The sequence below is a fragment of the Herbaspirillum sp. NPDC101397 genome (assembly GCF_044767325.1).
In the GTDB taxonomy this organism is placed as follows: domain Bacteria; phylum Pseudomonadota; class Gammaproteobacteria; order Burkholderiales; family Burkholderiaceae_D; genus Herbaspirillum.
In genome coordinates, this window is sequence record NZ_JBIWNS010000010.1 from 27,943 (window position 1) to 49,042 (window position 21,100).

At 62.3% G+C, this 21,100-nt stretch carries 16 protein-coding genes; 13 read left to right on the forward strand and 3 right to left on the reverse strand.

Annotated elements, in window-relative coordinates; all coding sequences use genetic code 11:
- Positions 1–97: 97 nt before the first annotated feature.
- Entirely contained in the window at positions 98–1,642 is a 1,545-nt protein-coding gene (locus tag ACIROW_RS21850; protein WP_402278831.1) for a methyl-accepting chemotaxis protein, read from the forward strand.
- A 91-nt stretch (positions 1,643–1,733) separates the two neighbouring features.
- On the opposite strand, the gene ACIROW_RS21855 is transcribed toward ACIROW_RS21850, so the two are convergent.
- The 3 genes from ACIROW_RS21855 to ACIROW_RS21865 form a co-directional block, all read right to left on the reverse strand.
- Positions 1,734–3,461: a methyl-accepting chemotaxis protein gene (locus ACIROW_RS21855; protein WP_402278833.1), complete on the reverse strand. Its 1,728-nt coding sequence runs from the start codon at positions 3,459–3,461 to the stop codon at positions 1,734–1,736.
- Between the two features lie 223 nt (positions 3,462–3,684).
- Complete coding sequence (locus ACIROW_RS21860) at positions 3,685–5,412, reverse strand: diguanylate cyclase (protein WP_402278835.1); 1,728 nt, start codon at positions 5,410–5,412, stop codon at positions 3,685–3,687.
- A gap of 47 nt (positions 5,413–5,459) precedes the next feature.
- On the reverse strand, positions 5,460–6,782 hold the full coding sequence (locus ACIROW_RS21865; protein ID WP_402278837.1) for an ABC transporter substrate-binding protein: 1,323 nt from the start codon (positions 6,780–6,782) through the stop codon (positions 5,460–5,462).
- 395 nt (positions 6,783–7,177) lie between these two features.
- Here ACIROW_RS21865 and ACIROW_RS21870 point away from each other — a divergent pair, with 395 nt between their 5' ends.
- The 12 genes from ACIROW_RS21870 (at position 7,178) to ACIROW_RS21925 (ending at position 21,044) form a co-directional block, all read left to right on the forward strand.
- Entirely contained in the window at positions 7,178–8,401 is a 1,224-nt protein-coding gene (locus ACIROW_RS21870; RefSeq protein ID WP_402278839.1) for a Bcr/CflA family multidrug efflux MFS transporter, read from the forward strand.
- A 319-nt stretch (positions 8,402–8,720) separates the two neighbouring features.
- Positions 8,721–9,407, forward strand: coding sequence for a FadR/GntR family transcriptional regulator (locus ACIROW_RS21875; protein WP_402278841.1), 687 nt, complete (start codon positions 8,721–8,723; stop codon positions 9,405–9,407).
- Positions 9,408–9,492: 85 nt separating this feature from the next.
- Complete coding sequence (locus ACIROW_RS21880) at positions 9,493–11,145, forward strand: ABC transporter substrate-binding protein (RefSeq protein WP_402278843.1); 1,653 nt, start codon at positions 9,493–9,495, stop codon at positions 11,143–11,145.
- A 98-nt stretch (positions 11,146–11,243) separates the two neighbouring features.
- A complete protein-coding gene (locus ACIROW_RS21885) occupies positions 11,244–12,197 on the forward strand; it encodes an ABC transporter permease (protein WP_402278845.1) in 954 nt (317 codons plus the stop codon).
- The gene (locus ACIROW_RS21890) at positions 12,194–13,108 is read left to right on the forward strand and encodes an ABC transporter permease (RefSeq protein ID WP_402278847.1); all 915 of its coding nucleotides are present in this window, start codon (positions 12,194–12,196) and stop codon (positions 13,106–13,108) included. Before ACIROW_RS21885 ends, ACIROW_RS21890 begins: the two co-directional genes overlap by 4 nt.
- Positions 13,105–14,154, forward strand: coding sequence for an ABC transporter ATP-binding protein (locus ACIROW_RS21895; protein ID WP_402278849.1), 1,050 nt, complete (start codon positions 13,105–13,107; stop codon positions 14,152–14,154). The genes ACIROW_RS21890 and ACIROW_RS21895 overlap by 4 nt, the downstream gene beginning before the upstream one ends.
- Positions 14,147–15,151, forward strand: a complete 1,005-nt coding sequence (locus ACIROW_RS21900) for an ABC transporter ATP-binding protein (RefSeq protein ID WP_402278851.1) — start codon at positions 14,147–14,149, stop codon at positions 15,149–15,151. The genes ACIROW_RS21895 and ACIROW_RS21900 overlap by 8 nt, the downstream gene beginning before the upstream one ends.
- Positions 15,152–15,212: 61 nt before the next feature.
- Positions 15,213–16,424: an amidase gene (locus tag ACIROW_RS21905; protein ID WP_402278853.1), complete on the forward strand. Its 1,212-nt coding sequence runs from the start codon at positions 15,213–15,215 to the stop codon at positions 16,422–16,424.
- On the forward strand, positions 16,411–16,935 hold the full coding sequence (locus ACIROW_RS21910; RefSeq protein ID WP_402278854.1) for an ureidoglycolate lyase: 525 nt from the start codon (positions 16,411–16,413) through the stop codon (positions 16,933–16,935). The genes ACIROW_RS21905 and ACIROW_RS21910 overlap by 14 nt, the downstream gene beginning before the upstream one ends.
- Before the next feature lie 136 nt (positions 16,936–17,071).
- Positions 17,072–17,950 (forward strand): EamA family transporter RarD, encoded by an 879-nt coding sequence (gene rarD, locus ACIROW_RS21915; protein ID WP_402278856.1) that lies wholly within the window; start codon positions 17,072–17,074, stop codon positions 17,948–17,950.
- Positions 17,951–18,009: 59 nt separating this feature from the next.
- On the forward strand, positions 18,010–19,677 hold the full coding sequence (gene ettA, locus ACIROW_RS21920; protein ID WP_402278858.1) for an energy-dependent translational throttle protein EttA: 1,668 nt from the start codon (positions 18,010–18,012) through the stop codon (positions 19,675–19,677).
- 209 nt (positions 19,678–19,886) lie between these two features.
- Positions 19,887–21,044 carry a branched-chain amino acid ABC transporter substrate-binding protein gene (locus tag ACIROW_RS21925; RefSeq protein ID WP_402278860.1) on the forward strand — a complete coding sequence of 386 codons (1,158 nt, stop codon included), beginning with the start codon at positions 19,887–19,889 and terminating at the stop codon, positions 21,042–21,044.
- Positions 21,045–21,100 lie beyond the last annotated feature (56 nt).

Here is a 21,100-nt window from a genome sequence, read left to right on the forward strand (position 1 = left end):
CATCGCGAAAAAACGCGGTAACCTGCATCAGAGCCCGGACCAGAACCGGCGCCAGGGAAATATAAACACAACGACAGTACGCGGGGACGCAACCATCATGAAACAACTTTCCAACATGCGGATTTCCAGCCGCCTGATTTTCGGCTTTGCCATCGTTCTCATTCTGGCGACCATTTCCACTTCGATGGGATTGATCAATGCCAGGCGCAATGCAGAATCCACTCGCACCATGATGGAATTGCCGCTGGCCAAGGAAAGGCTGGTCGCCGACTGGTTCGTGCTGACGTATTCGGCGATCGTGCGTACGTCGATGATCGCGCGCAGTTCTGACGCCAATCTGGCAGACACCTTCAAGGAGGCGATCGCCGCCAGCGTCGTGTCCGGCAGCGGCATCATCAAGAAGATCGAACCACTCCTGAGTTCGGAGGACGAGAAGGCCTTGTTCAAGGAAATCATCGCAGCGCGCAACAAATACCAGGCCGCCAAGGAACTGGTGATGAATACGCGCAAAACCGGTGACGCCGCCGCCGCCGAGAAAGCCTACAAGGAGGTGTTCGAGCCGGCGTCCAAGGCCTATGCGGACAAGGTCAATGCGCTGCTGGCGATGCAGCGCAAAGCCATCGACCAGATGGCCGTCGACATCGACCGCTCCAGTACACGCGGCATGCAACTGATGATGGCGCTGGGCGTGCTGCTGGTGCTCATCAGCGTGGTCGCGGTGCTGATCATTTCGCGCAGCATCACGACGCCGTTGAAGCGTGCTCTGGAGGTCGCCAAGATGGTGGCCGCCGGCGACCTGACCGCCACCATCCAGAAGCAGGGCAAGGACGAAATCGCCGAACTGATGCAAGCGCTCGACGACATGAATACCGGGCTGCGCAAGATCGTCTCGGAAGTGCAGATCGGCACCGATTCGATTTCCACGGCAGCCAACGAAATCGCTTCCGGCAACTTCGACCTGTCATCGCGCACCGAACAGCAGGCCGGCTCGCTGGAAGAAACCGCCGCCTCGATCGAACAGCTCACCTCCACTGTCAAGCAAAACGCGGAGAACGCACGCCAGGCCAATCAGCTGGCGCAGAACGCTTCCGACGTCGCGGTCAAGGGCAGCGGCGTGGTGTCGCAAGTCGTGGACACGATGGGCGCGATCAACGCGTCCTCCAACAAGATCGTCGACATCATCAGCGTGATCGACGGCATCGCCTTCCAGACCAATATCCTGGCGCTGAATGCGGCAGTGGAAGCGGCGCGCGCCGGCGAACAGGGCCGCGGCTTCGCGGTGGTGGCAAGCGAAGTACGCAGCCTGGCGCAACGCTCGGCAGCGGCCGCCAAGGAGATCAAGGAGCTGATTGGCGATTCGGTGGAAAAAGTGGGTTCCGGCAGCAAGCTGGTGGAGCAGGCCGGCGCGACCATGAGCGAGATGGTCGAAAGCGTCAAGCGCGTGACCGCCATCATGAGCGAGATCGCCACCGCCAGCCAGGAACAAAGCCAGGGTATCGAGCAGATCAACCAGGCCGTCACCGAAATGGACAACACCACGCAGCAGAACGCGGCGCTGGTGGAGCAGGCGTCGGCGACGTCGGAACTGTTGCAGACGCAGGCCGGCAAACTGGCGGAAGCCGGGCGGCACTTCAAACTGTAAGCTGGCAGCAGAAAATCAAAAGGGCGCCCGATGTGAGTCGGGCGCCCTTTTTGTTTAGCGCTGCGTCATGAGCGCACGCGCTCGCCGCGTATCAGAATGTTTCCCAGTCATCGGCGTTTTCCTTGGCCGGCGCCTGCCGCGGCTGCGGCGCGGCGATGGCGCGGGTCTTCGGCGCATTGCTGCTGCCTGCCGGCGCCGGTTTCGCGGAGGCGATGACCGGCCGCTGCGGCGTGATGTTGCGCATCGCCGCTGCCTGCTTCGGCGCAGCCATTACCTGATTGTCGTCGAGCTTGAATACGCTCACCACCTGCGCCAGCTTTGCCGCTTGTTCCTGAAGCGAACCGGCTGCCGCAGCCGCTTCTTCCACCAGCGCCGCATTCTGTTGCGTGACCTGATCCATCTGCGTGATGGCGTGGTTGACTTCGCCGATGCCGGTGCTCTGCTCCTGTGTGGCGGCGCTGATTTCGGCGACGATGTCGCTCACGCGCTTGACGCTGCTGACCACCTCGGTCATGGTCTTGCCGGCTTGTTCCACCAGGCGCGTGCCCGAGCCGACCTTGTCGACCGAGTCGTCGATGAGCGATTTGATTTCCTTGGCGGCCGAAGCCGAGCGTTGCGCCAGGCTGCGTACTTCGCTTGCCACCACCGCGAAGCCGCGCCCCTGTTCGCCGGCGCGCGCCGCCTCCACCGCGGCATTCAACGCGAGGATATTGGTCTGGAACGCGATGCCGTCGATCACGCTGATGATGTCGACAATGCGGCGCGAGGATTCGTTGATGGCGCCCATGGTGTCGACTACCTGGCCGACCACGGCGCCGCCTTCGACGGCGACGTTGGAGGCGGTCAGCGCCAGTTGATTCGCTTCCCGCGCATTGTCGGCGTTCTGCTTCACGGTCGATGCCAGTTGTTCAATGGCCGAGGCGGTTTCTTCCAGCGAGCCGGCCTGTTGTTCGGTGCGCGACGACAGGTCGAGATTGCCGGTGGCGATTTCGGACGACGCGGTGGCGATGGTGTCGGCGCCGCTGCGCACTTCGCGCACGGTCTTGAGCAGGTTCTGCGACATGTCGTGCAGGCCTTGCAGCAACTGGCCGATTTCATCCTTGCGATCGACCACCACGTGCGTGCTGAGGTCGCCCGCGGCGACTGCGGAAGTGGCCTGCACCGCGCGGCGCAACGGTCGGGTGATGCCGTCGGACAGGCGCCACGACGCGATGATGCCGACCAGCAGCGCCAGCACGCCCACCGCGATCAGGATTGCGCGGCCTGAACGATATTGCTGGTCGACGATCGTCGCATTACGGTTGATGACGTCGCGCTGATGCGTCGCCACGGCGCTCACGCGCGCAGAGTATTCCTTCATTGCGGGAATCAGTTCGCCCTCGAGTGCGCTCAGCGCCGCCGCTTCGTCGCCGCTCTCCTTGATCTTGATGACCTTGTTGCGCAGGTCGTTGTAGACCTTGCGTTGCGCCAGCAGGGAGTCGAACAGCTTGCGCCCTTCCTCTGACTTGATCAGTTCATCGAGCTGTTTCTGAACCGCGCTGGTGCGGTCGACCGTGCCCGCCATCTGGTCCTTGAAGAACTTCTGGTGATCGGCGTTGTTGCTCTTGATGACCGCCACTGTGCGTACGCCGTTGGCGTCGATGTTGGCGGCCCATTCGGTGGCCAGGCGTTCTTTCTGCAAGTCCAGCGCGATCATGGTGGCGGTGCGGCCGCCGATGTCCTGCAGTCGCCATACGCCGATGATCGTCATCAATACCAGCAGCGACAACACCAATGCAAAACCCAGGCCCAGGCGCGAGCCGATGCGCATATTTTTCATTTGATTTTCTTTCGTCTCAATATTGTTTTTTGTGCAACCTGCGCAGGGGAGGGGCAGGACCAGCTCTGCATGGTAGTCCGCTGCGGCGGTCTGCAATCGCAGGAAAAGGCCGGGAAATGGACGCCAGTTAAGGACGTCGGCAAACGCTGTCGGCGATCGCCGCGGCAGCGCAGTGCAGCAAAGTTGTCGGGTCGTCTACGTTCTCGCGCGCCGGCGCGGCGTGCTAACCGGTTGCGCCGGCATGATCGCTCAACGCCACGCGATTGCGGCCGAGCGCCTTGGCCTGATACAGGGCGACATCGGCCAGGCGCAGCAGGGTGTCGGTGCTCATGCTCTCATCCACTTGCAAGGCTGTGACGCCGATGCTGCAGGTGACGCAGCCGAAGGGTGAATCCTCGTGCGGGATCTGCAATGCGGCGACGGCGTTGCGGATGTTTTCGGCGAGCTGCATGGCGTTGGCGCTGTCGCTTTCGGCGACGATCACGGCGAATTCTTCGCCGCCGTAACGCGCCGCCAGGTCGGTGGCGCGGCGCGAACTGGTGCGCAGCACGCGGGCGATGGCGCGCAGGCAATCGTCGCCGGCCAGGTGGCCGTAGCGGTCGTTGTAATTCTTGAAATAATCGACGTCGAGCATCATCAGCGACAACGGCTTCAACGAGCGTACTGCGCGCCGCAATTCACCGCCCAGCGCTTCATCGAAACGGCGCCGGTTGGCGATGCCGGTCAGGCTGTCGGTGGCGCTGAGGGCTTCCAGTTGCTGGTTGGCCTGCTCCAGCTCGCGGGTGCGTTCGGCCACCAGCTCTTCCAATCGTTCATTGTGCTGATGCACCTTGCTGGCCATATCGTTGAAGCGCCGCGACAACTCCGCGATTTCATCCTTGCCTTCGTAATCCATGCGGATCAGATAGTTGCCGGTGCGGGTCGCCTTCATCACACCGACCAGTTGCTTGAGCGGCAGCGAAATGCTGCGCGCGATGATGAACGACAGCACCACCGCCAGGATGAAACACAACACGCCGATGACGATGATCTTGTTGCGGATCGAACGTACCTCGGTGTTGAGCGCATTGAGCGGCGTGATGTTCACTACCATCCAGCTGGTGCGCGGAACCGGCGCGAAAGCGGCGAGCTGTTTCTTGTTGTCGCCATCGCGGTAAGACACGAAGTTGTCGCGTCCTTCCGCCAAGCTACGCGCGATCGCGGCGACCAGACCAGACTCCGGCGCATCGTCGTTCGTCGCGTTCGCTGCATTCGCGCTGACGATGACGTGGCCGTCACGGGCGTCGATCACCAGCATGCGCGAGCCGTAGCCGAGGTCGACAGACTCGAAGATGCGTGAGAAGTGCAGTGGCCGCAAGCCGACGAACAGCGTGCCGGCGATGCGGTTGTTGCTCTTGAACAGGATGTCGCGCAGCATCACCACGCTCTTCTGTCCGGCGGCGGTGCTGTAGACGTCCCAGTATGGCCGGCCTTTCATGTCGGGCGCATCTTCGGCGAAGCGCGCCACGCCGTCGCCGAGCCGGGCGAATACCTGCGGATCCATGATGCGATGGCGGCGGTCGAGCACGTATTTCTGGTTGACGTATTCGAAGGAGCCGTAGTTCTCCAGCAGCAGGCGAATGATCTCGCCGTGGCCGGCGGCGCGCTCTGACGGGCTCTTGCTGTAGTAGGCGGCCAGCGCATGCTGCATGCGTTCGGACATCGCCAGTTCTTCGCTCGAGGATTCGATTTTTTCAATCTGCTGCAACATGTTCTGCGCGACTTGCTTGACCACTTCGCCTGCGAAGATGCGGACTTTTTCCTGCGAGGCGTTGCTCGATTCGCGATACGCCACGATGCCGGCGATCAGCAGCGGCAGCATCGACACCAGCAAAAATGAATTGATCAGCCGATAGCGGATCTCGATCCGGCGCAACAGTTTGAGCGACAGCAGGTCGAGCATCTTCTTCATGCGGCGATGTCCTTCCGGCGTTGGTCGGGAGCAGGTGAGTGCATGGCTTACTTGTTCTCCGTACGCGCTTCATGGCGGATCGATCTGTCGAGCGTCAGGGCCGCCTGGCGCGGCGAGACCTTACCGAGCAGGACTTCCTGCAGCAGCGGATGCAGCAAGTCGATGGTGTTGGTCGGCAGGTAGGAGTAATAGAGCGGCGCCGTCAGCGGCGCCTGCGTCACCTGCCGCACATAATCGACGATTTGCGGGTCGCTCACCACCTGGCCGCTGGCCTGCTTGAGCGGCGGGATGTTCTGGCGCTTGTTCTGCTGGATCGCAAAGCCGGGACCGTAGATGAACTCGAGGAACTGCAGCGCCGCCTTTTTGTTGCGTGTGTCGCAGACGGCGAAGCCGGTCTCGCTGCCGACCACCGGCACCGCCGCTTTGCCGCGCGCATTCCAGGGTGGCACGAACACGCCGGTGTTGAAGTCCTTGCCGTGCATCAGCGCGCCCGAGGACCAGGTTCCCTGGAACGCCATCGCCGCCTTGCCGTCGGCGAACAGCTGTATGCCTTCGTCGTAGCTGGTGTTCATGTAGCCGCGCTGCAGGTATCCCTTGTCGGCGATCAACTTGATTTTGGCGAAGATGTCGACGGCGTCGCCGTTGCCGAGGTCAAGGCTGCCATCGGCGATACGCTGCTTCCAGTCATGCGGATGACGCGCAGCGACGCCGTTGGCGAAGCCGTAGCTGAACGGCCCGTTGGCCAGCGTATTGGGAAAGGCGCCGGTCCAGACCATCGGCGTGAAGCCGGCTTTTTTAAGCTTGGCGCACGCCGCCATGAATTCCTCGAAGTTGCCCGGTGGCGCGGTGATGCCGGCACGCTTGAACATCTCTTTGTTGTAGTAGATCAGCGTCGCCGCGACGCCGCCTGAAATGCCGAAGCGCTTGCCGCGGCGACTGGTCCAGTCGGGCTTGAGCGATTCCAGCATGTTGCCCCACGCTACGGTCTCGCCGAGGTCTGCCAATAGTCCCTGCTCAGCCAGTTCGGCGCTGTAGGCGTTGGGATTGACCGACACCAGGTCGGGCAGGTTGTGGGTGGCGACTTTGGGTTTGAGGTTTTCCTCGACCGAGTTGCCGATCATGAATTGCACGTCGACGCTGATGTTCGGATGGGCGCGGTGGAACTCGTCGGCGATGCGATGCATTTCGTCGGGCCAGTCGGGCGCCCACACCAGTGCGGTGATTTGCGTTTGCGCAAATGCATTCCGTTGGGGGGAGGCGGTATCGTCTTGTCCGCACGCCGCCAGCAGGCACAACAGGAAACCGGGAAGCAAGCGGGAAACGTAAAAGACGGCCCGCGCCGCGATTCTTTTTATTCTTCCCTTGCCCATGAATCTTCCTGAACACTTCCCCAAGATGACAACAAAAATATTCTGAGTAGTATGAAAATGTCGGCCAAATTTGCGAATTCTTGACGGCATTTCGTCGAATTATTGTTTGCAATCAGTGTGCCATCTTTTTCTTGAATTGCTGAACGAATGTTGAGTGATCTTCAAAAAAAAGATTGCGGGAGCGGTAACCGCCAGGCCCGGCTGCAACAGTCGCAAGGCGCGCCATATTTGTCTCCGCCACGTTGCCTTGCCGCAACCGCCGCCTGAAGGAAGTGTCGCCAACCGGTATAATGCGGCATGCGCGCTTCCCTGCGCGCCACGCTTCCCCCTCTCATGCTCTGATCGTTTCCTGCCGTGCCTTTTATCGGCCGGACACGGTTTTTTGTACTTTCCTCATGCAAACAGATTCTTCGCCTTTTCAGGGCAAACGCCTTCCCGGTTGGCTGATCCTCATGGCCGCGCTGACGGCGATGGGCGCCTTGTCGATCGACATGTACCTGCCCAGTTTTTCCTTCATCGCCAAAGACCTCGGCGTGGCCAGCAACACCATCCAGCTGACCCTGTCGACGTTCCTGATCGGCCTTGCGCTCGGGCAGATGTTCTACGGACCGATCAGCGATCGCTTCGGTCGCAAACCGCCCTTGTATTTCGGCATCTGCCTGTATGTCGTGTCTTCGATCGGCTGTACCTTCGCGCCCAATATTGAAACGCTGCTGGTGCTGCGTTTCTTCCAGGGCCTGGGCGGCAGCTCCGGCATGGTGATCCCGCGCGCGGTGGTGCGTGACAAGATGGGCGCCGACGGCGCCGCGCGCGCGTTCTCGATGCTGATGCTGGTGTTCGGCCTGGCGCCGATCCTGGCGCCGTTCATCGGCGGCCTGCTGCTGACGTTTTCAACCTGGCGCGCGATCTTCGCGACGCTGACCGTGTTCGGCGCGATCTGCCTGATCTGCACCCATCGCGTGATGGAAGAGACGCGCGACCAGGCGCACGTGGTGCCGCTGCATCTTGGGCGCGTGCTGCGCCAGTACCTCGACCTGCTGCGCCATCGCCAGTTCATGGCTTATGTATTATGCGGCGGCCTGATCCAGGCCGGACTGTTCGCCTATATTTCCGGCGGCCCGTTCGTACTGATCGAACTGCACGGCATCAAGCCGCAAAACTTTGGCTTCGTATTCGGCGCCAACGCCATCGGCCTGATCGCCTGTTCGCAGATCAATGCGCGCCTGGTCATCAAGCGCAGCGCCGATCGCGTGCTCGGCAAGATCATCTGGATCCCGGCCATCCTGACCACCATCGTCGCGGTGCTGGTGGCTTGTGGGTATGAAAGCCTGCCGCTGTTGCTGGTCGGCTTCTTCGGTTTCCTGTCCTGCCATGGTTTCGTCGGTCCCAACGCGTCGGCCATCGCACTCGCGCAGCAAGGCAAGCAAGCCGGCACGGCCGCGGCGCTGATGGGCACGTTGCAGTTCGGCATCGGCATGCTGTCGGGCGTGATCATGGGCGTATGGCACGACGGCACTGCCTTGCCGCTGACGACGCTGATGGCGGTGTGCGGTATCGCTGCGCTGCTGTTGTACCGCTACGTTGCGCGCCACACGACGCAGACGCCGACTCCCGCCTGAATCTCTTCTTCGCCGGTGACGATGCAAGTTGACTGATCGTCACTGGGCGCTGAAAACCGCGCCCGGACGTGCAGGGCGTTCTCTTCATTTTCGATTTTTCAGAGCGTGCACATTTTCGCTGCATGCGCCTGCATGAAATTCGTGCAGTGGTTTGTTCCGAAGCATATTTCCGGTTGCCCACGGCGCTTGGAAACCCACCCGCAATCTCCCCCGTAAGCTCCGCCGCCGCTGCGCAATCGCCGTTTTTGCGGACAGGTGGCATGTCAATTGCTATATCGCCTCTTGCGGTCTGACCAGTCAGACCAAAAAGGGGAAACCGATGAGCATGCCCAATATCGCCGCACAGACTTTGCAGCGCCAGATCCTGTCCGGAACGTACAAGACCGGCCAGATGCTGCCGGGTCAGCGCGACCTCGCCGAGTCGCTCGGCATCAGCCGCGCGTCGTTGCGCGAAGCGCTGTCGATGCTCGAAGCGCTCGGCTTCATCCGCGCCATGCCCGGCAAAGGCACGCTGGTGACCTCCGGGCGCAGCAGCACAGCCACCGCCCCTGCGCGCACCGGCGCGGCGCTGCCGTCGTCGGCCGAGTTGCAATCCACCTTCCAGCTGCGCTATGTGTTCGAACCGGCCGCCGCCGCATTGGCTGCGCGCGTCATCAATGCCCACACCACGCCGCGCTTGTGGGGCGTACAGGCGCGCTTTGAAGAAGCGCTGAAAAACGTCGACCTGGTCACCGCCTCGCAGGCCGATCTCGAATTCCACCAACTGCTCGCCGAGTTGTCCGGCAACGGCGGGCTGATGCAGGTAGTGCGCGATTTTGAGACGCGCATCTGCCACAGCCAGCGCCTGCCGTTTGCCGACCATTCGCGCATCTGGGAAACCGCCGAAGAACATCGCGCCATCGCCGCCGCCATTTCAGCGGGCGATGCCGAGGGCGCCCGTGCCGCCATGCAACGTCATTTGCTGCACACCGCGGCGCGCGCCGGCATCGAGTTTCTCCAACCCTGATCAACCGATTTTCTGCACCGACCTCAAGCCCGTAAGCATCACCCATCACCCCTCGTCGTCCTCAACAACAAAAGGAAGCATCGACATGAAACTGACCAAACCAAGCGCAATCACCCTGGCCTGTACGTTGGCCTTTGGCTTGCTGACATCCGTCGGCGCGCACGCAGAAAAAGTGCTGCGCATCGCCATGACCGCCGGCGACATTCCGCGCACGCTGGGCCAGCCCGACCAGGGCTTCGAAGGCAATCGCTTCACCGGCATTCCGATGTACGACAGCCTGACGCAGTGGGATCTGTCCAAGGCCGACAAGGCCAGCGAAGTGATTCCCGACCTGGCTGTGTCGTGGGCGGTCGACGGCAAGGACAAGACCAAATGGATCTTCAAGTTGCGTCCCGGCGTCAAGTTCCATGACGGTTCCGCCTTCAACGCCGACGCGGTGGTGTGGAACGTCGCCAAGGTGCTCGACAAGGACGCGCCCAACTTCGATCCCAGCCAGGTCGGCGTGACGGCGTCGCGCATGCCGACGCTGCGCACTGCCAAGAAGATCGACGACCTTACCGTCGAGCTGACGACTTCCGAGCCGGACTCCTTCCTGCCGATCAACCTGACCAACCTGTTCATGGCCTCGCCGCTGCAATGGGCCAAGAAGCTGGCCGCCGTGCCGGGCTCGGTGAGCGACAAGGCCGAGCGATCGAAGCAGGCCTGGGCGGCATTCGCTGCGGACGCCTCCGGCACAGGCCCGTTCAAGATGACCAAGTTCGTGCCGCGCGAGCGTCTCGAGCTGGCCAAGAATCCGGAATACTGGGATGCCAAGCGCCGTCCGCAAATCGACAAGGTCGTGATGCTGCCGCTGCCGGAAGCCAACTCGCGCACCGCCGCCTTGCTGTCCGGCCAGGTCGACTGGATCGAAGCGCCGGCGCCTGATGCGCTCGACACCATCAAAGCGCGCGGTTTCAAGATTTACTCCAACCCGCAGCCGCACGTGTGGCCGTGGCAGTTGTCCTTCGTGCCAGGTTCGCCGTGGCTCGACAAGCGCGTGCGCTACGCCGCCAACCTGTGCGTGAATCGTCCTGCAATGAAGCAGTTGCTGGGCGGCCTCATGGGCGAAGCCACCGGCACCGTCGAGCCGGGCCATCCATGGCGCGGCAACCCGAGCTTCCACATCAAGTACGACCCGGACGGCGCGCGCAAGCTGATGACCGAAGCCGGCTATTCGGCCGCCAAGCCGCTCAAGGTGAAGGTGCAGATTTCGGCGTCCGGTTCCGGCCAGATGCAACCGCTGCCGATGAATGAATTCATGCAGCAGAACCTGAAGGCCTGCTTCATCGACGTGCAGTTCGACGTGATCGAGTGGAACACGCTGTACACCAACTGGCGCATCGGCGCCAAGGATCCGAGTGCGCATGGCTCGGACGCGGTCAACATCAGCTTCGCGGCGATGGATCCGTTCTTCGCGATGGTGCGCTTCGTCAGCAGCAAGGCGGCGCCGCCGGTGTCGAACAACTGGGGTTTCTACAGCAACCCTGAAGTCGACGCCATCATCGCCAAGGCGCGCACCACCTTCGACGCCAAACAGCGCGACGCCTTGCTGGCCCAATTGCACGCCAAGATCGTCGATGAAGCGCCGTTCGTCTGGGTGGCGCACGACACCGGTCCGCGCGCCATTTCGGCCAAGGTCAAGGGCGTAGTGCAGCCGCAAAGCTGGTTCATCGACATCGCCACGATGACGATGGACTGAGCAGGTTGAACTGATGCAATGAACATTGCGTCCGGTACTGCGAGGGCAGCGCCGGACGCAAGCAAGAGAAGCAGCGCAATACTTACCGAAGACCGCCCATGATTTCCTATCTGATCCGCCGCGTACTGTATGCCTTGCCCATCATGCTGGGCGTCGCGTTCCTGTGCTTCATGCTGGTCCATATCGCACCGGGCGATCCGCTGGTGGCGATCCTGCCGCCGGATGCGTCCGTCGATCTGCAGAAGCAGCTGATGGAGCTCTACGGTTTCAATCGCAGTTATCCCGAACAATTTTTCAGCTGGGTCTGGCGCGCCATGCACGGCGACCTCGGCAGCTCCATCGCCACCGGACGTCCGGTCGCGCAAGAAGTCTTCAAGGCGGTCGGCAACACTTTCATGATCGCCGCGTTAGCGACGCTGATCGGTTTCTTCTTCGGCTCGCTATTCGGCTTTGTCGCCGGCTATTTCCGCAACTCCTGGGTCGACAAGATCGCCTCCTTCATTTCCGTGGTCGGCGTCAGCGTGCCGCACTACTGGCTCGGCATGGTGCTGGTCATCATCTTCTCGTCGCAATTGATGTGGCTGCCGGCCACCGGCGCTGGGCCGGATGGATCGGCGGCATGGATCTGGGACTTCGAGCACGTCAAATACCTGATCATGCCGGCCGTGACGATGTCCTTCATCCCGATGGGCATCATTGCACGCACGGTGCGCGCGCTGGTAGCCGACATCCTGTCGCAGGAATTCGTGATCGGCCTCAAGGCGCGCGGCCTCGGTGAGTTCGGCGTGTTCCGCCACGTGGTCAAGAACTGCGCACCAACCGCGATGGCGGTGATGGGCCTGCAGCTCGGCTACCTGCTGGGCGGCTCGATCCTGATTGAAACCGTGTTCTCCTGGCCCGGCACCGGCTTCCTGCTGAACCAGGCGATCTTCCAGCGCGACCTGCCGCTGCTGCAAGGCACGATCCTGGTGCTGGCCTTGTTTTTCGTGTCGCTAAACCTGCTGGTCGACATTTTGCAAACCGTGTTCGACCCACGCATAGAAAGGGCATGACCATGTCGACCCTGCAAGCAACTGCTGCAATTCCCGCAACTTCCGCCATCAACCCGCCGGCATACAAGCGTTCGCGCGGCCACTGGGCCAACGTCGCCGCGCGCATCGTGCGCAATCCGCTGGCGATGACCGCCGCCGTCATCCTGCTGGCGCTGATCGGCATCGCCGTGTTCGCGCCTTGGATCATGCCGGCCGATCCCTTCGCCACGTCGATGTTCACGCGCCTGAAACCCATCGGCACACCCGGCCATGTATTCGGCACCGACGAACTGGGCCGCGATCTGTTGTCGCGCCTGATGCTGGGCGGACGCCTGTCGCTGTTCATGGGCATCACGCCGGTGCTGATGGCGTTCGTCATCGGCAGCGGCATCGGCATCCTCGCCGGTTATGCCGGCGGCTTCACCAACACCGCCATCATGCGCACCATCGACGTGCTGTATGCGTTCCCGTCGGTGCTGCTGGCGATTGCGCTGTCCGGTGCACTCGGCGCCGGCATCGTCAATGCGCTGACCTCGCTGACGATCGTCTTCATTCCGCAGATCGCGCGCATTGCCGAAAGCGTCACCACGCAAGTGCGCCGCAGTGACTACGTCGACGCGGCGCGGGCGTCGGGGGCAAGTGCCTTCACCATCGTGCGCGCCCACGTATTGGGCAATGTGCTCGGGCCGATTTTCGTGTACTCGACCAGTCTGATTTCGGTGTCGATGATCCTGGCCTCGGGCTTGTCCTTCCTTGGTCTCGGCGTCAAGCCGCCGGAGCCGGAGTGGGGCCTGATGCTCAACACGCTGCGCACGGCGATCTATACCCAGCCTTGGGTGGCGGCGTTGCCTGGCGCATTCATTTTCATCACATCGATTTCGTTCAACATGTTGTCCGACGGTTTGCGTTCGGCGATGGAGGTCAAGCAATGACAGACGAACGCGACATCGGCGGACCGCGCCAGCCTCTGCTGCAGGTGCGCGATCTGCTCAAGCATTTTCCGCTCAAGGGCAAGGGCTTGCCGTTTGCTTCACCACGCAGTGCGGTGCGCGCGGTGGATGGCGTCAACTTCGACATCCTCAAGGGCGAGACGCTGGGCGTGGTCGGTGAATCCGGTTGCGGCAAGTCGACCACCGCGCGCGTGCTGATGCAGCTGATCAATCAGGACAGCGGCGAGCTGGTGTTCGATGGTGAAACGGTCGGTTCGCGCGCCCTGCCGCTGCGGCAATTCCGCCGGCAGACGCAGATGGTGTTCCAGGACAGTTACTCCTCGCTCAATCCGCGTATGACGATTGAGGATTCCATCGCTTTTGCTCCCACTGTGCACGGCCTGCCGCCGCGCGAAGCGATCACGCGTGCACGCGACCTGCTGGCGCGCGTGGGTTTGGCGCCGGAACGTTTCGCCGGCCGCTATCCGCACGAGCTGTCCGGCGGCCAGCGCCAGCGCGTCAATATCGCGCGCGCCCTGGCATTGGAGCCGCGCCTGGTGATACTCGACGAAGCAGTCTCGGCGCTCGACAAGTCGGTCGAGGCGCAGGTGCTCAATCTGTTGCTCGACCTCAAGCAGGAGTTCGGCCTGACGTATCTGTTCATCAGCCACGACCTCAATGTGGTGCGCTTCATCTCCGACCGTGTGCTGGTAATGTATCTCGGCCAGGTGGTGGAGATCGGTTCGTCCGACCAGGTGTTCGATCAGCCCAAGCATCCCTACACGCGCGCCCTGTTGAAATCGATGCCCAGCATGGATCCCTTGCAACGTACGATGGAAGCGCCGCTGGCCGGCGATCCGCCCAATCCGATCAACCCGCCGAGCGGTTGCCGTTTCCATACGCGCTGCGCCTATGCCCAGCCGGTGTGCAGCCAGCGCGCGCCGACGTTCTCCAGCGATGATACGGGTCACGGCGTCGCTTGCCTGCGTTACGAAGCCGATACCGCATCTCTGTTTGACCATGCTTCCAGCGAGGCCAGCCATGCATGACATGATTACCTTGCGCGATCTGCAGGTGCAGTTCTTCGCGCCGAAGAAACTGATACGCGCCGTCAACGGCGTCAATCTCACCGTCGGCCAGGGCGAAGTGGTGGCCCTCATCGGCGAGTCCGGCTCAGGCAAGAGCGTCACCTTGCGCTCCATCATGCGTCTCCATTCTGAACGTTCGACGCGCATCAGCGGCGGCCTTGAAGTCGACGGCAAGGACGTGCTGAAGATGTCGCAGCGCGAGCTGGCGGCGCTGCGCGGCGACACGGTCGCGATGATTTTTCAGGAACCGCTGCTGGCACTCGATCCGGTCTACACCGTCGGCGCGCAGATCATCGAAGCGATTCGCCGCCACAAGAAAGTGTCGAAAGCCGAGGCGCACAAGCAGGCGCTGAGCCTGTTCGAGAAAGTCCGCATCCCGAGCCCCGAGCGCCGCCTCGATGCGTATCCACACGAGATGTCCGGCGGCATGCGCCAGCGTGCAATGATTGCGCTGGCCTTGTCGTGCTCGCCCAAAGTCCTGCTGGCCGATGAGCCGACCACGGCGCTCGACGCCACCGTGCAGATCCAGATCCTGCTGTTGCTGCGCGACCTGCAAAAGGAACTCGGCCTGTCCATCGTCTTCGTCACGCACGACATCGGCGCGGCGGCGGAAGTGGCCGATCGCATCGCCGTCATGTATGCCGGCAAGATCATCGAGCAAGGCCCCGCGGCCGAGTTGCTGACGCGCCCGCGCCATCCCTATACCTTGTCGCTGCTCAAGAGCCGCAGCCACGGCGCCATGCAAAAAGGCCAGCGCCTGGAAACCATCGGCGGCGCGCCGCCGGACCTGAGCAACCTGCCGGCCGGCTGCGCATTTGCCGAACGCTGCAAATACGCCGTTGCCGAATGCAGCAGTGTGCAACCGCGTGACGAGGTGTTGTCGCCGGGGCATGTTGTCAGTTGCCTGCGCGTGCATCAGATTCCTTTGATCAATCCGATCGCCGCAGCGGCGCTTTGAACCATCCCTCGCCATGAACGATCAGATCGATACTTCCTCTTCCCGTCCGAAAGAACCATCCATGCCAGTCGACGCGCCAGCAAGCTCTGCAGCACATTGTTTCGTTCCCTATCCTGCGCCGACGTTGACGGCGATTTCATCGGGCCCGCTGTCGGGCCTGCGCTTTGCGGTGAAAGACATCTTCGACGTCGCCGGCTATCCGACCGGCTGCGGCAATCCGCACATGCTGGCGCTGTCTGGCGTCAAGACCGCGTCGGCGCCGTCGGTGGTGGCGCTGGCGCAGGCCGGCGCCACCTTCGTCGGCAAGACCTACACCGACGAGCTGGCGTTTTCGATGAACGGCAAGAACGCCCACTTTGGCACGCCGCGCAACGGCGGCGCGCCCGACCGGATTCCAGGCGGCTCCAGTTCGGGGTCGGCCTCTGCGGTGTCCAATGGGCTGGCGGATGTTGCACTCGGTACCGATACCGGCGGTTCCGTACGTGCTCCCGCCAGCCACTGCGGGCTGATCGGCCTGCGTCCGACGCATGCGCGCGTGAGCCTCAAGGGCTGCATGGACCTGGCGCCGTCGTTCGACACCTGCGGCTGGTTCGCGCGCGATATCGACAGCTTCGCGCGCGTCGGCGAAGTGCTGCTGCGCGACGACACCTGCCTGTTGCCCGACGGCGCACCGGCGATGCCGCAGGTGCTGGTGGCGGCCGACGTGCTGGCCTTGCTGGAGCCGCGCGTGCAGGACGTGTTCATGCAGACGCTGGAGCGCCTGTCCGGTCTGATCGGCACGCCGCTGCCGGTCAAGACCGCGACGCCGTCGTTCGACGCCCTGTACTGGGCGTTCCGTCACATCCAGGGATACGAAGCGTGGCAGAACCACGGCGACGCCATCACCCGCCATGGCCTGCAACTCGGCCCCGGCGTCGCCGAGCGTTTTTCCTGGTCGAGCCGGATCACGCCGCAGCAGATCGAAGAGCACAGCAACGTGCGTCAGCGCTTCACGGAAGACTTCCTGCGCCTGCTCGGCAACGACCGCGTAATCGTTTTGCCGAGCATGCCGGACATCGCGCCGCTGCTGAGTGATTCCGAAGAGGTATTGGAGGACTATCGCAACCAGGCCGTGCGCATGCTGTGTCTGGCGGGCCTGTCCGGTTGTCCGCAGATTTCGCTGCCGCTGATGACACTGGACGGCGCGCCGTTCGGCTTCTCCATCATCGGCCCGCAAGGCAGCGACCAGGCATTGATCCGCCTGTCGAGAAAGCTCATCGATGAGCTCGCCTGAATCGTCACCGTCGCATCGGTTCATCACGGCACAGGCGTTGACGCCGGCGGCGTTCGCGCCCTTCGGCGACGTCATCGTGCCTGCGCGGAACGGCAACAGCTCGCCGATCAACGAAGGCACCGCGCAACGCTTCGACGACCTGACGCAGCTGGATGTGAACGAGCAGGGCGGCGAGGCCTGCGTGGCGATCTTCCGCACGCAGGACGGCACGCATGTGGCGCCCTATGCGCTGACCATGTTCGAGCGGCACCTGCTGGGCAGCCAGAGCTTCGTGCCGATGGCGCAGGGGCGGGTGCTGGTGGTGGTGACGCAGGGCGACGACTCGCCCGATGAAGACGCCATCCAGGCTTTCATCGTCGAACCGGGCCAGGGCGTCACGCTGCGGCGCGGCGTCTGGCATCACCCGATGATCACCATCGGCGGCGCCGACGTGTTCGTGATCGAACGCCGCGCGGCGGAAGTCGATTGCGAGATTGCGCGGATCAAGGGCCGCTTCGTCGTCACGCTGTAATCCTCACGCATCTGAACTTCGGCGTTGCCGGTCGGAAAAGAAGAATCCTGCAATAATGGCGTCCTGCCGCGAAACTTTACCGAGTTTTCGCGGCGCTTCCATTTTTGCGATTCCACTTTCCTTCCTTTAGGTCGCCATGTTTTACGCGATAAGCTGTTTCCTCCTGTGGGGATTGTTCCCGCTGTACTTCAAGCTGCTGCAGGACGTCTCGTCGTTCGACATCGTGGTGCAGCGCATCTTCTGGTCCTTGCTTTTCCTGGTCGCCGTGCTGACCTGGAAGCGCCAGTGGGCCTGGCTCGGCGAAGTGGCGCGCAAGCCACGCGTGCTGCTTGGTTTCCTGATCAGCGCGCTGCTGTTGTCGGGCAACTGGGTGCTGTACGTGTGGGCGGTCAACAGCGGCCGCATCGTCGACGCCAGCCTCGGTTACTTCATGAGTCCGCTGATCAGCGTGCTGCTGGGCTATGTGATCCTCAAGGAAAAATTGCGTCCCTTGCAATGGTTGTCGGTCTTCATGGCGCTCGGCGCGGTGTTGTGGCTGACCTGGATCAATGGCGCGCTGCCGTGGATCGGGCTGGTCATCGCCGCCACCTTCGGCATCTACGGTCTGCTGCGCAAGATCGCCCATCTCGGTGCGCTGGAAGGCCTGGCGCTGGAGACCATCCTGTTGGCGCCGCTGGTGCTGACGATCCTGGCGGTCACTGCGGTGCACGGCAACAACGGCTTCCTGCAGGCCTCGCCGACCTCGCAGATCCTGCTGGCGCTGTCGGGGCCGGTGACGGCGATTCCGCTGCTGCTGTTCGCCCGTGCAGCGCGCCGGATTCCCTTGTCCTTGTTGGGATTGCTGCAGTATATTTCGCCCACGATGCAGCTGTTGACCGGGGTTTTCATCTATGACGAACCGTTCGACGGGCCGCGCCTGACAGGTTTCGTGGTGATTTGGGCCGCGCTGGCTGTATACTCCGTGGAAGGATTGTGGCGCCTGTGGTCCGCCAAGGGCCGCGCGCTCAGCGCCTGATCACGGAATCCGGCAAGTAGTCTTACCCTCATTTTTATCCTCATTATTGGCATCCAAACATGGCTCAATACGTATTCACTATGAACCGCGTCGGCAAGATCGTGCCGCCGAAGCGTCAGATCCTGAAAGACATTTCGCTGTCCTTCTTCCCCGGCGCCAAGATCGGCGTGCTCGGCCTGAACGGTTCCGGCAAATCGACGCTGCTCAAGATCATGGCCGGCATCGACAAGGAAATCGAAGGCGAAGCGACGCCGGCGCCCAACCTGAACATCGGCTACCTGCCGCAGGAGCCGCAGCTCGATCCGGAAAAGAACGTGCGCCAGGAAGTCGAGAGCGCGCTCGGTGAAGTGTTCGAAGCGCAAGCCAAGCTCGACGCCGTCTACGCCGCCTACGCGGAAGAAGACGCCGACTTCGACGCGCTCGCTACCGAGCAGGCGCGCCTGGAAGCGATCATCTCCGCCTCCGACGGCAACAGCCTGAACCAGCAGCTGGAAATGGCCGCCGACGCGCTGCGCCTGCCGCCATGGGACGCCAAGATCGCCGTGCTGTCCGGTGGTGAAAAGCGCCGCGTGGCATTGTGCAAGCTGCTGCTGTCCAAGCCCGACATGCTGCTGCTCGACGAACCGACCAACCATCTGGACGCCGAATCGGTGGACTGGCTGGAGCAGTTCCTGCTGCGCTTCCCCGGCACCGTCGTGGCGATCACCCATGATCGCTACTTCCTCGACAACGCCGCCGAATGGATCCTGGAGCTGGATCGCGGCCACGGCATTCCATGGAAGGGCAATTACTCGTCCTGGCTGGAGCAGAAGGAAGCGCGCCTGAAGCAGGAAGAGGCCACTGAATCTGCGCGCCAGAAAACCATCGCCAAGGAACTCGAATGGGTGCGCCAGAACCCCAAGGGTCGCCAGGCCAAGAGCAAGGCGCGTCTGTCGCGCTTCAATGAACTCTCCGAACACGAATACCAGAAACGCAACGAGACCTCGGAAATCTTCATCCCCGTGGCCGAGCGCCTGGGCAATGAAGTCATCGAGTTCAAGGGCGTCAGCAAGGGCTATGGCGATCGCCTGCTGATCGACAACCTGAACTTCAAGATTCCTGCGGGCGCCATCGTCGGCATCATCGGCCCCAACGGCGCCGGTAAATCGACACTGTTCCGCATGCTGGCGGGCCGCGAACAGCCGGATAGCGGCGAACTGGTGCTCGGACCTACCGTGCGCATCTCGCTGGTCGACCAGTCGCGCGAAGACCTGGAAAACAAGAAGACCGTGTTCGAAGACGTCGCCGGCGGCGCCGACATCCTCACGGTCGGTCGTTTCGAAATGCCGTCGCGTGCGTATCTGGGCCGCTTCAACTTCAAGGGCGGCGACCAGCAAAAGATCGTCGGCAATCTGTCCGGCGGCGAACGCGGCCGTCTGCATCTCGCCAAGACGCTGCTGCAAGGCGGCAACGTCCTGCTGCTCGATGAACCGTCCAATGACCTTGACGTGGAAACCTTGCGCGCGCTGGAAGACGCCTTGCTGGAATTCGCCGGCACCGTGCTGGTCATCAGCCATGATCGCTGGTTCCTCGATCGTATCGCCACGCACATCATCTCGTTTGAAGGCGACTCGCAGGTCAGCTTCTTCGACGGTAATTATCAGGAATATGAAGCCGACAAGAAGAAGCGCCTGGGCGAAGAAGGCGCCAAGCCCAAGCGTATCCGCTACAAGCCGGTGACGCGCTAAGCGACGACGCAACGATCGCGACGCGTTCACCGTACCGCGTATTGGTTTCCCTGTGACAATGCCCCGCCATGCGGGGCATTGTCGTTTTGGCCGTGACGATGGCGTCGCGATGCAATGATGCTGCCTTTTCGTATTTTTTTGATCGTGTCCTAACGCTGCGTAAGGTATAAGAACAGCGTTTGCTAAGACAAAGTTCCTACGGAGGTGACATGCATTTCCTCAAATATCGACGCATGCTGATGCTTTGCGTGTTGTCGCTGGCGTTGCACTCCACCGGGGCGGTTGCCGGCGATGAAATCCAGACCGTGACGATAGGCTTTGTGGGCGCGCTGAGCGGCGTGTCGGAAAGTTTCGGCAAGAGCCTCGCCAATGCCGCCGAGCTGGCGATCGTCGAAGCCAATCGCATTCCTTTCAAGTTGGACGGCAAGCGCATACAGTTTCGCCTGTTGCGCATGGACGACCGCAACGATGCCGAGCGCACGCAACGTGTCGCGCACGCGCTGGTGCAGGCCGGCGTGGTCGGCGTGATCGGCGGCACCAACAGCAACACCAGCATCGCGGCCTCGAAGATCCTGGCCGATGCCGACATCCCGCAGATCTCGCCTACCTCCAGCTTGCGCAGATATACCGAGCAAGGGTTCCGCACTACCTTCCGCATGGTCGGCATCGACGACGAGGCCTGCATCTATCTGGGCGAATATGTCGTCAAGGAACTGCACGCCCAGCGCATCGCGGTGGTCGACAACGGCACCGCCTTCGGCGTCAGCGTCAGCACGCGATTCGCCGAAGTGGCGCGCGAACATGGCGCGGTGGTCGTCAGCCGCGATTCGGTCAGCGACGTACTGATCGATTTCGGCGAGATCCTGCGGCGGGTCAAACAGCAGGACGTCGACGCCGTGTTCTTCGGCGGTTATTCGGCCCAGACCAGCATGCTGGCGCAAAGCATGCTGCGCCTCGACGTCAAGGCGCGACTGGTGACCTCGATGAACGGCATCGTCGGCTCGTCGTTCCTGATCTCCACCGGTGTCGCGGCCAATGGCGCAGTCGCACAGGAAGCCGGCATTCCGTTCAACAAGATGCCGGGCTGGAAGAAGTTCGAAGCCGACTTCAACCAGCGCTTCGATTTCCAGGTCTACAGCATGACGCCGTACGCCTACGATGCCGCCCATGTACTGATGGCCGCGGTGCGCCAGGCCAATTCGCTCAACCCGCGCAAGATCGCCAGCGCCTTGCACGAGATCAGCTTCAAGGGATTGACCGGCACCATCGCGTTTGACGCCGGCGGCAACCCGCGTTCGCCGTCCTACACCATCTACGAAGCGCAGAACCAGAAATGGATGGCGCAGAGGACGAACACGACACGCTGAGACGAGGCTGCCGCGTATTTTGTAAAGCAAGTGCAGGGGAAGGTAAATTCGGCCTT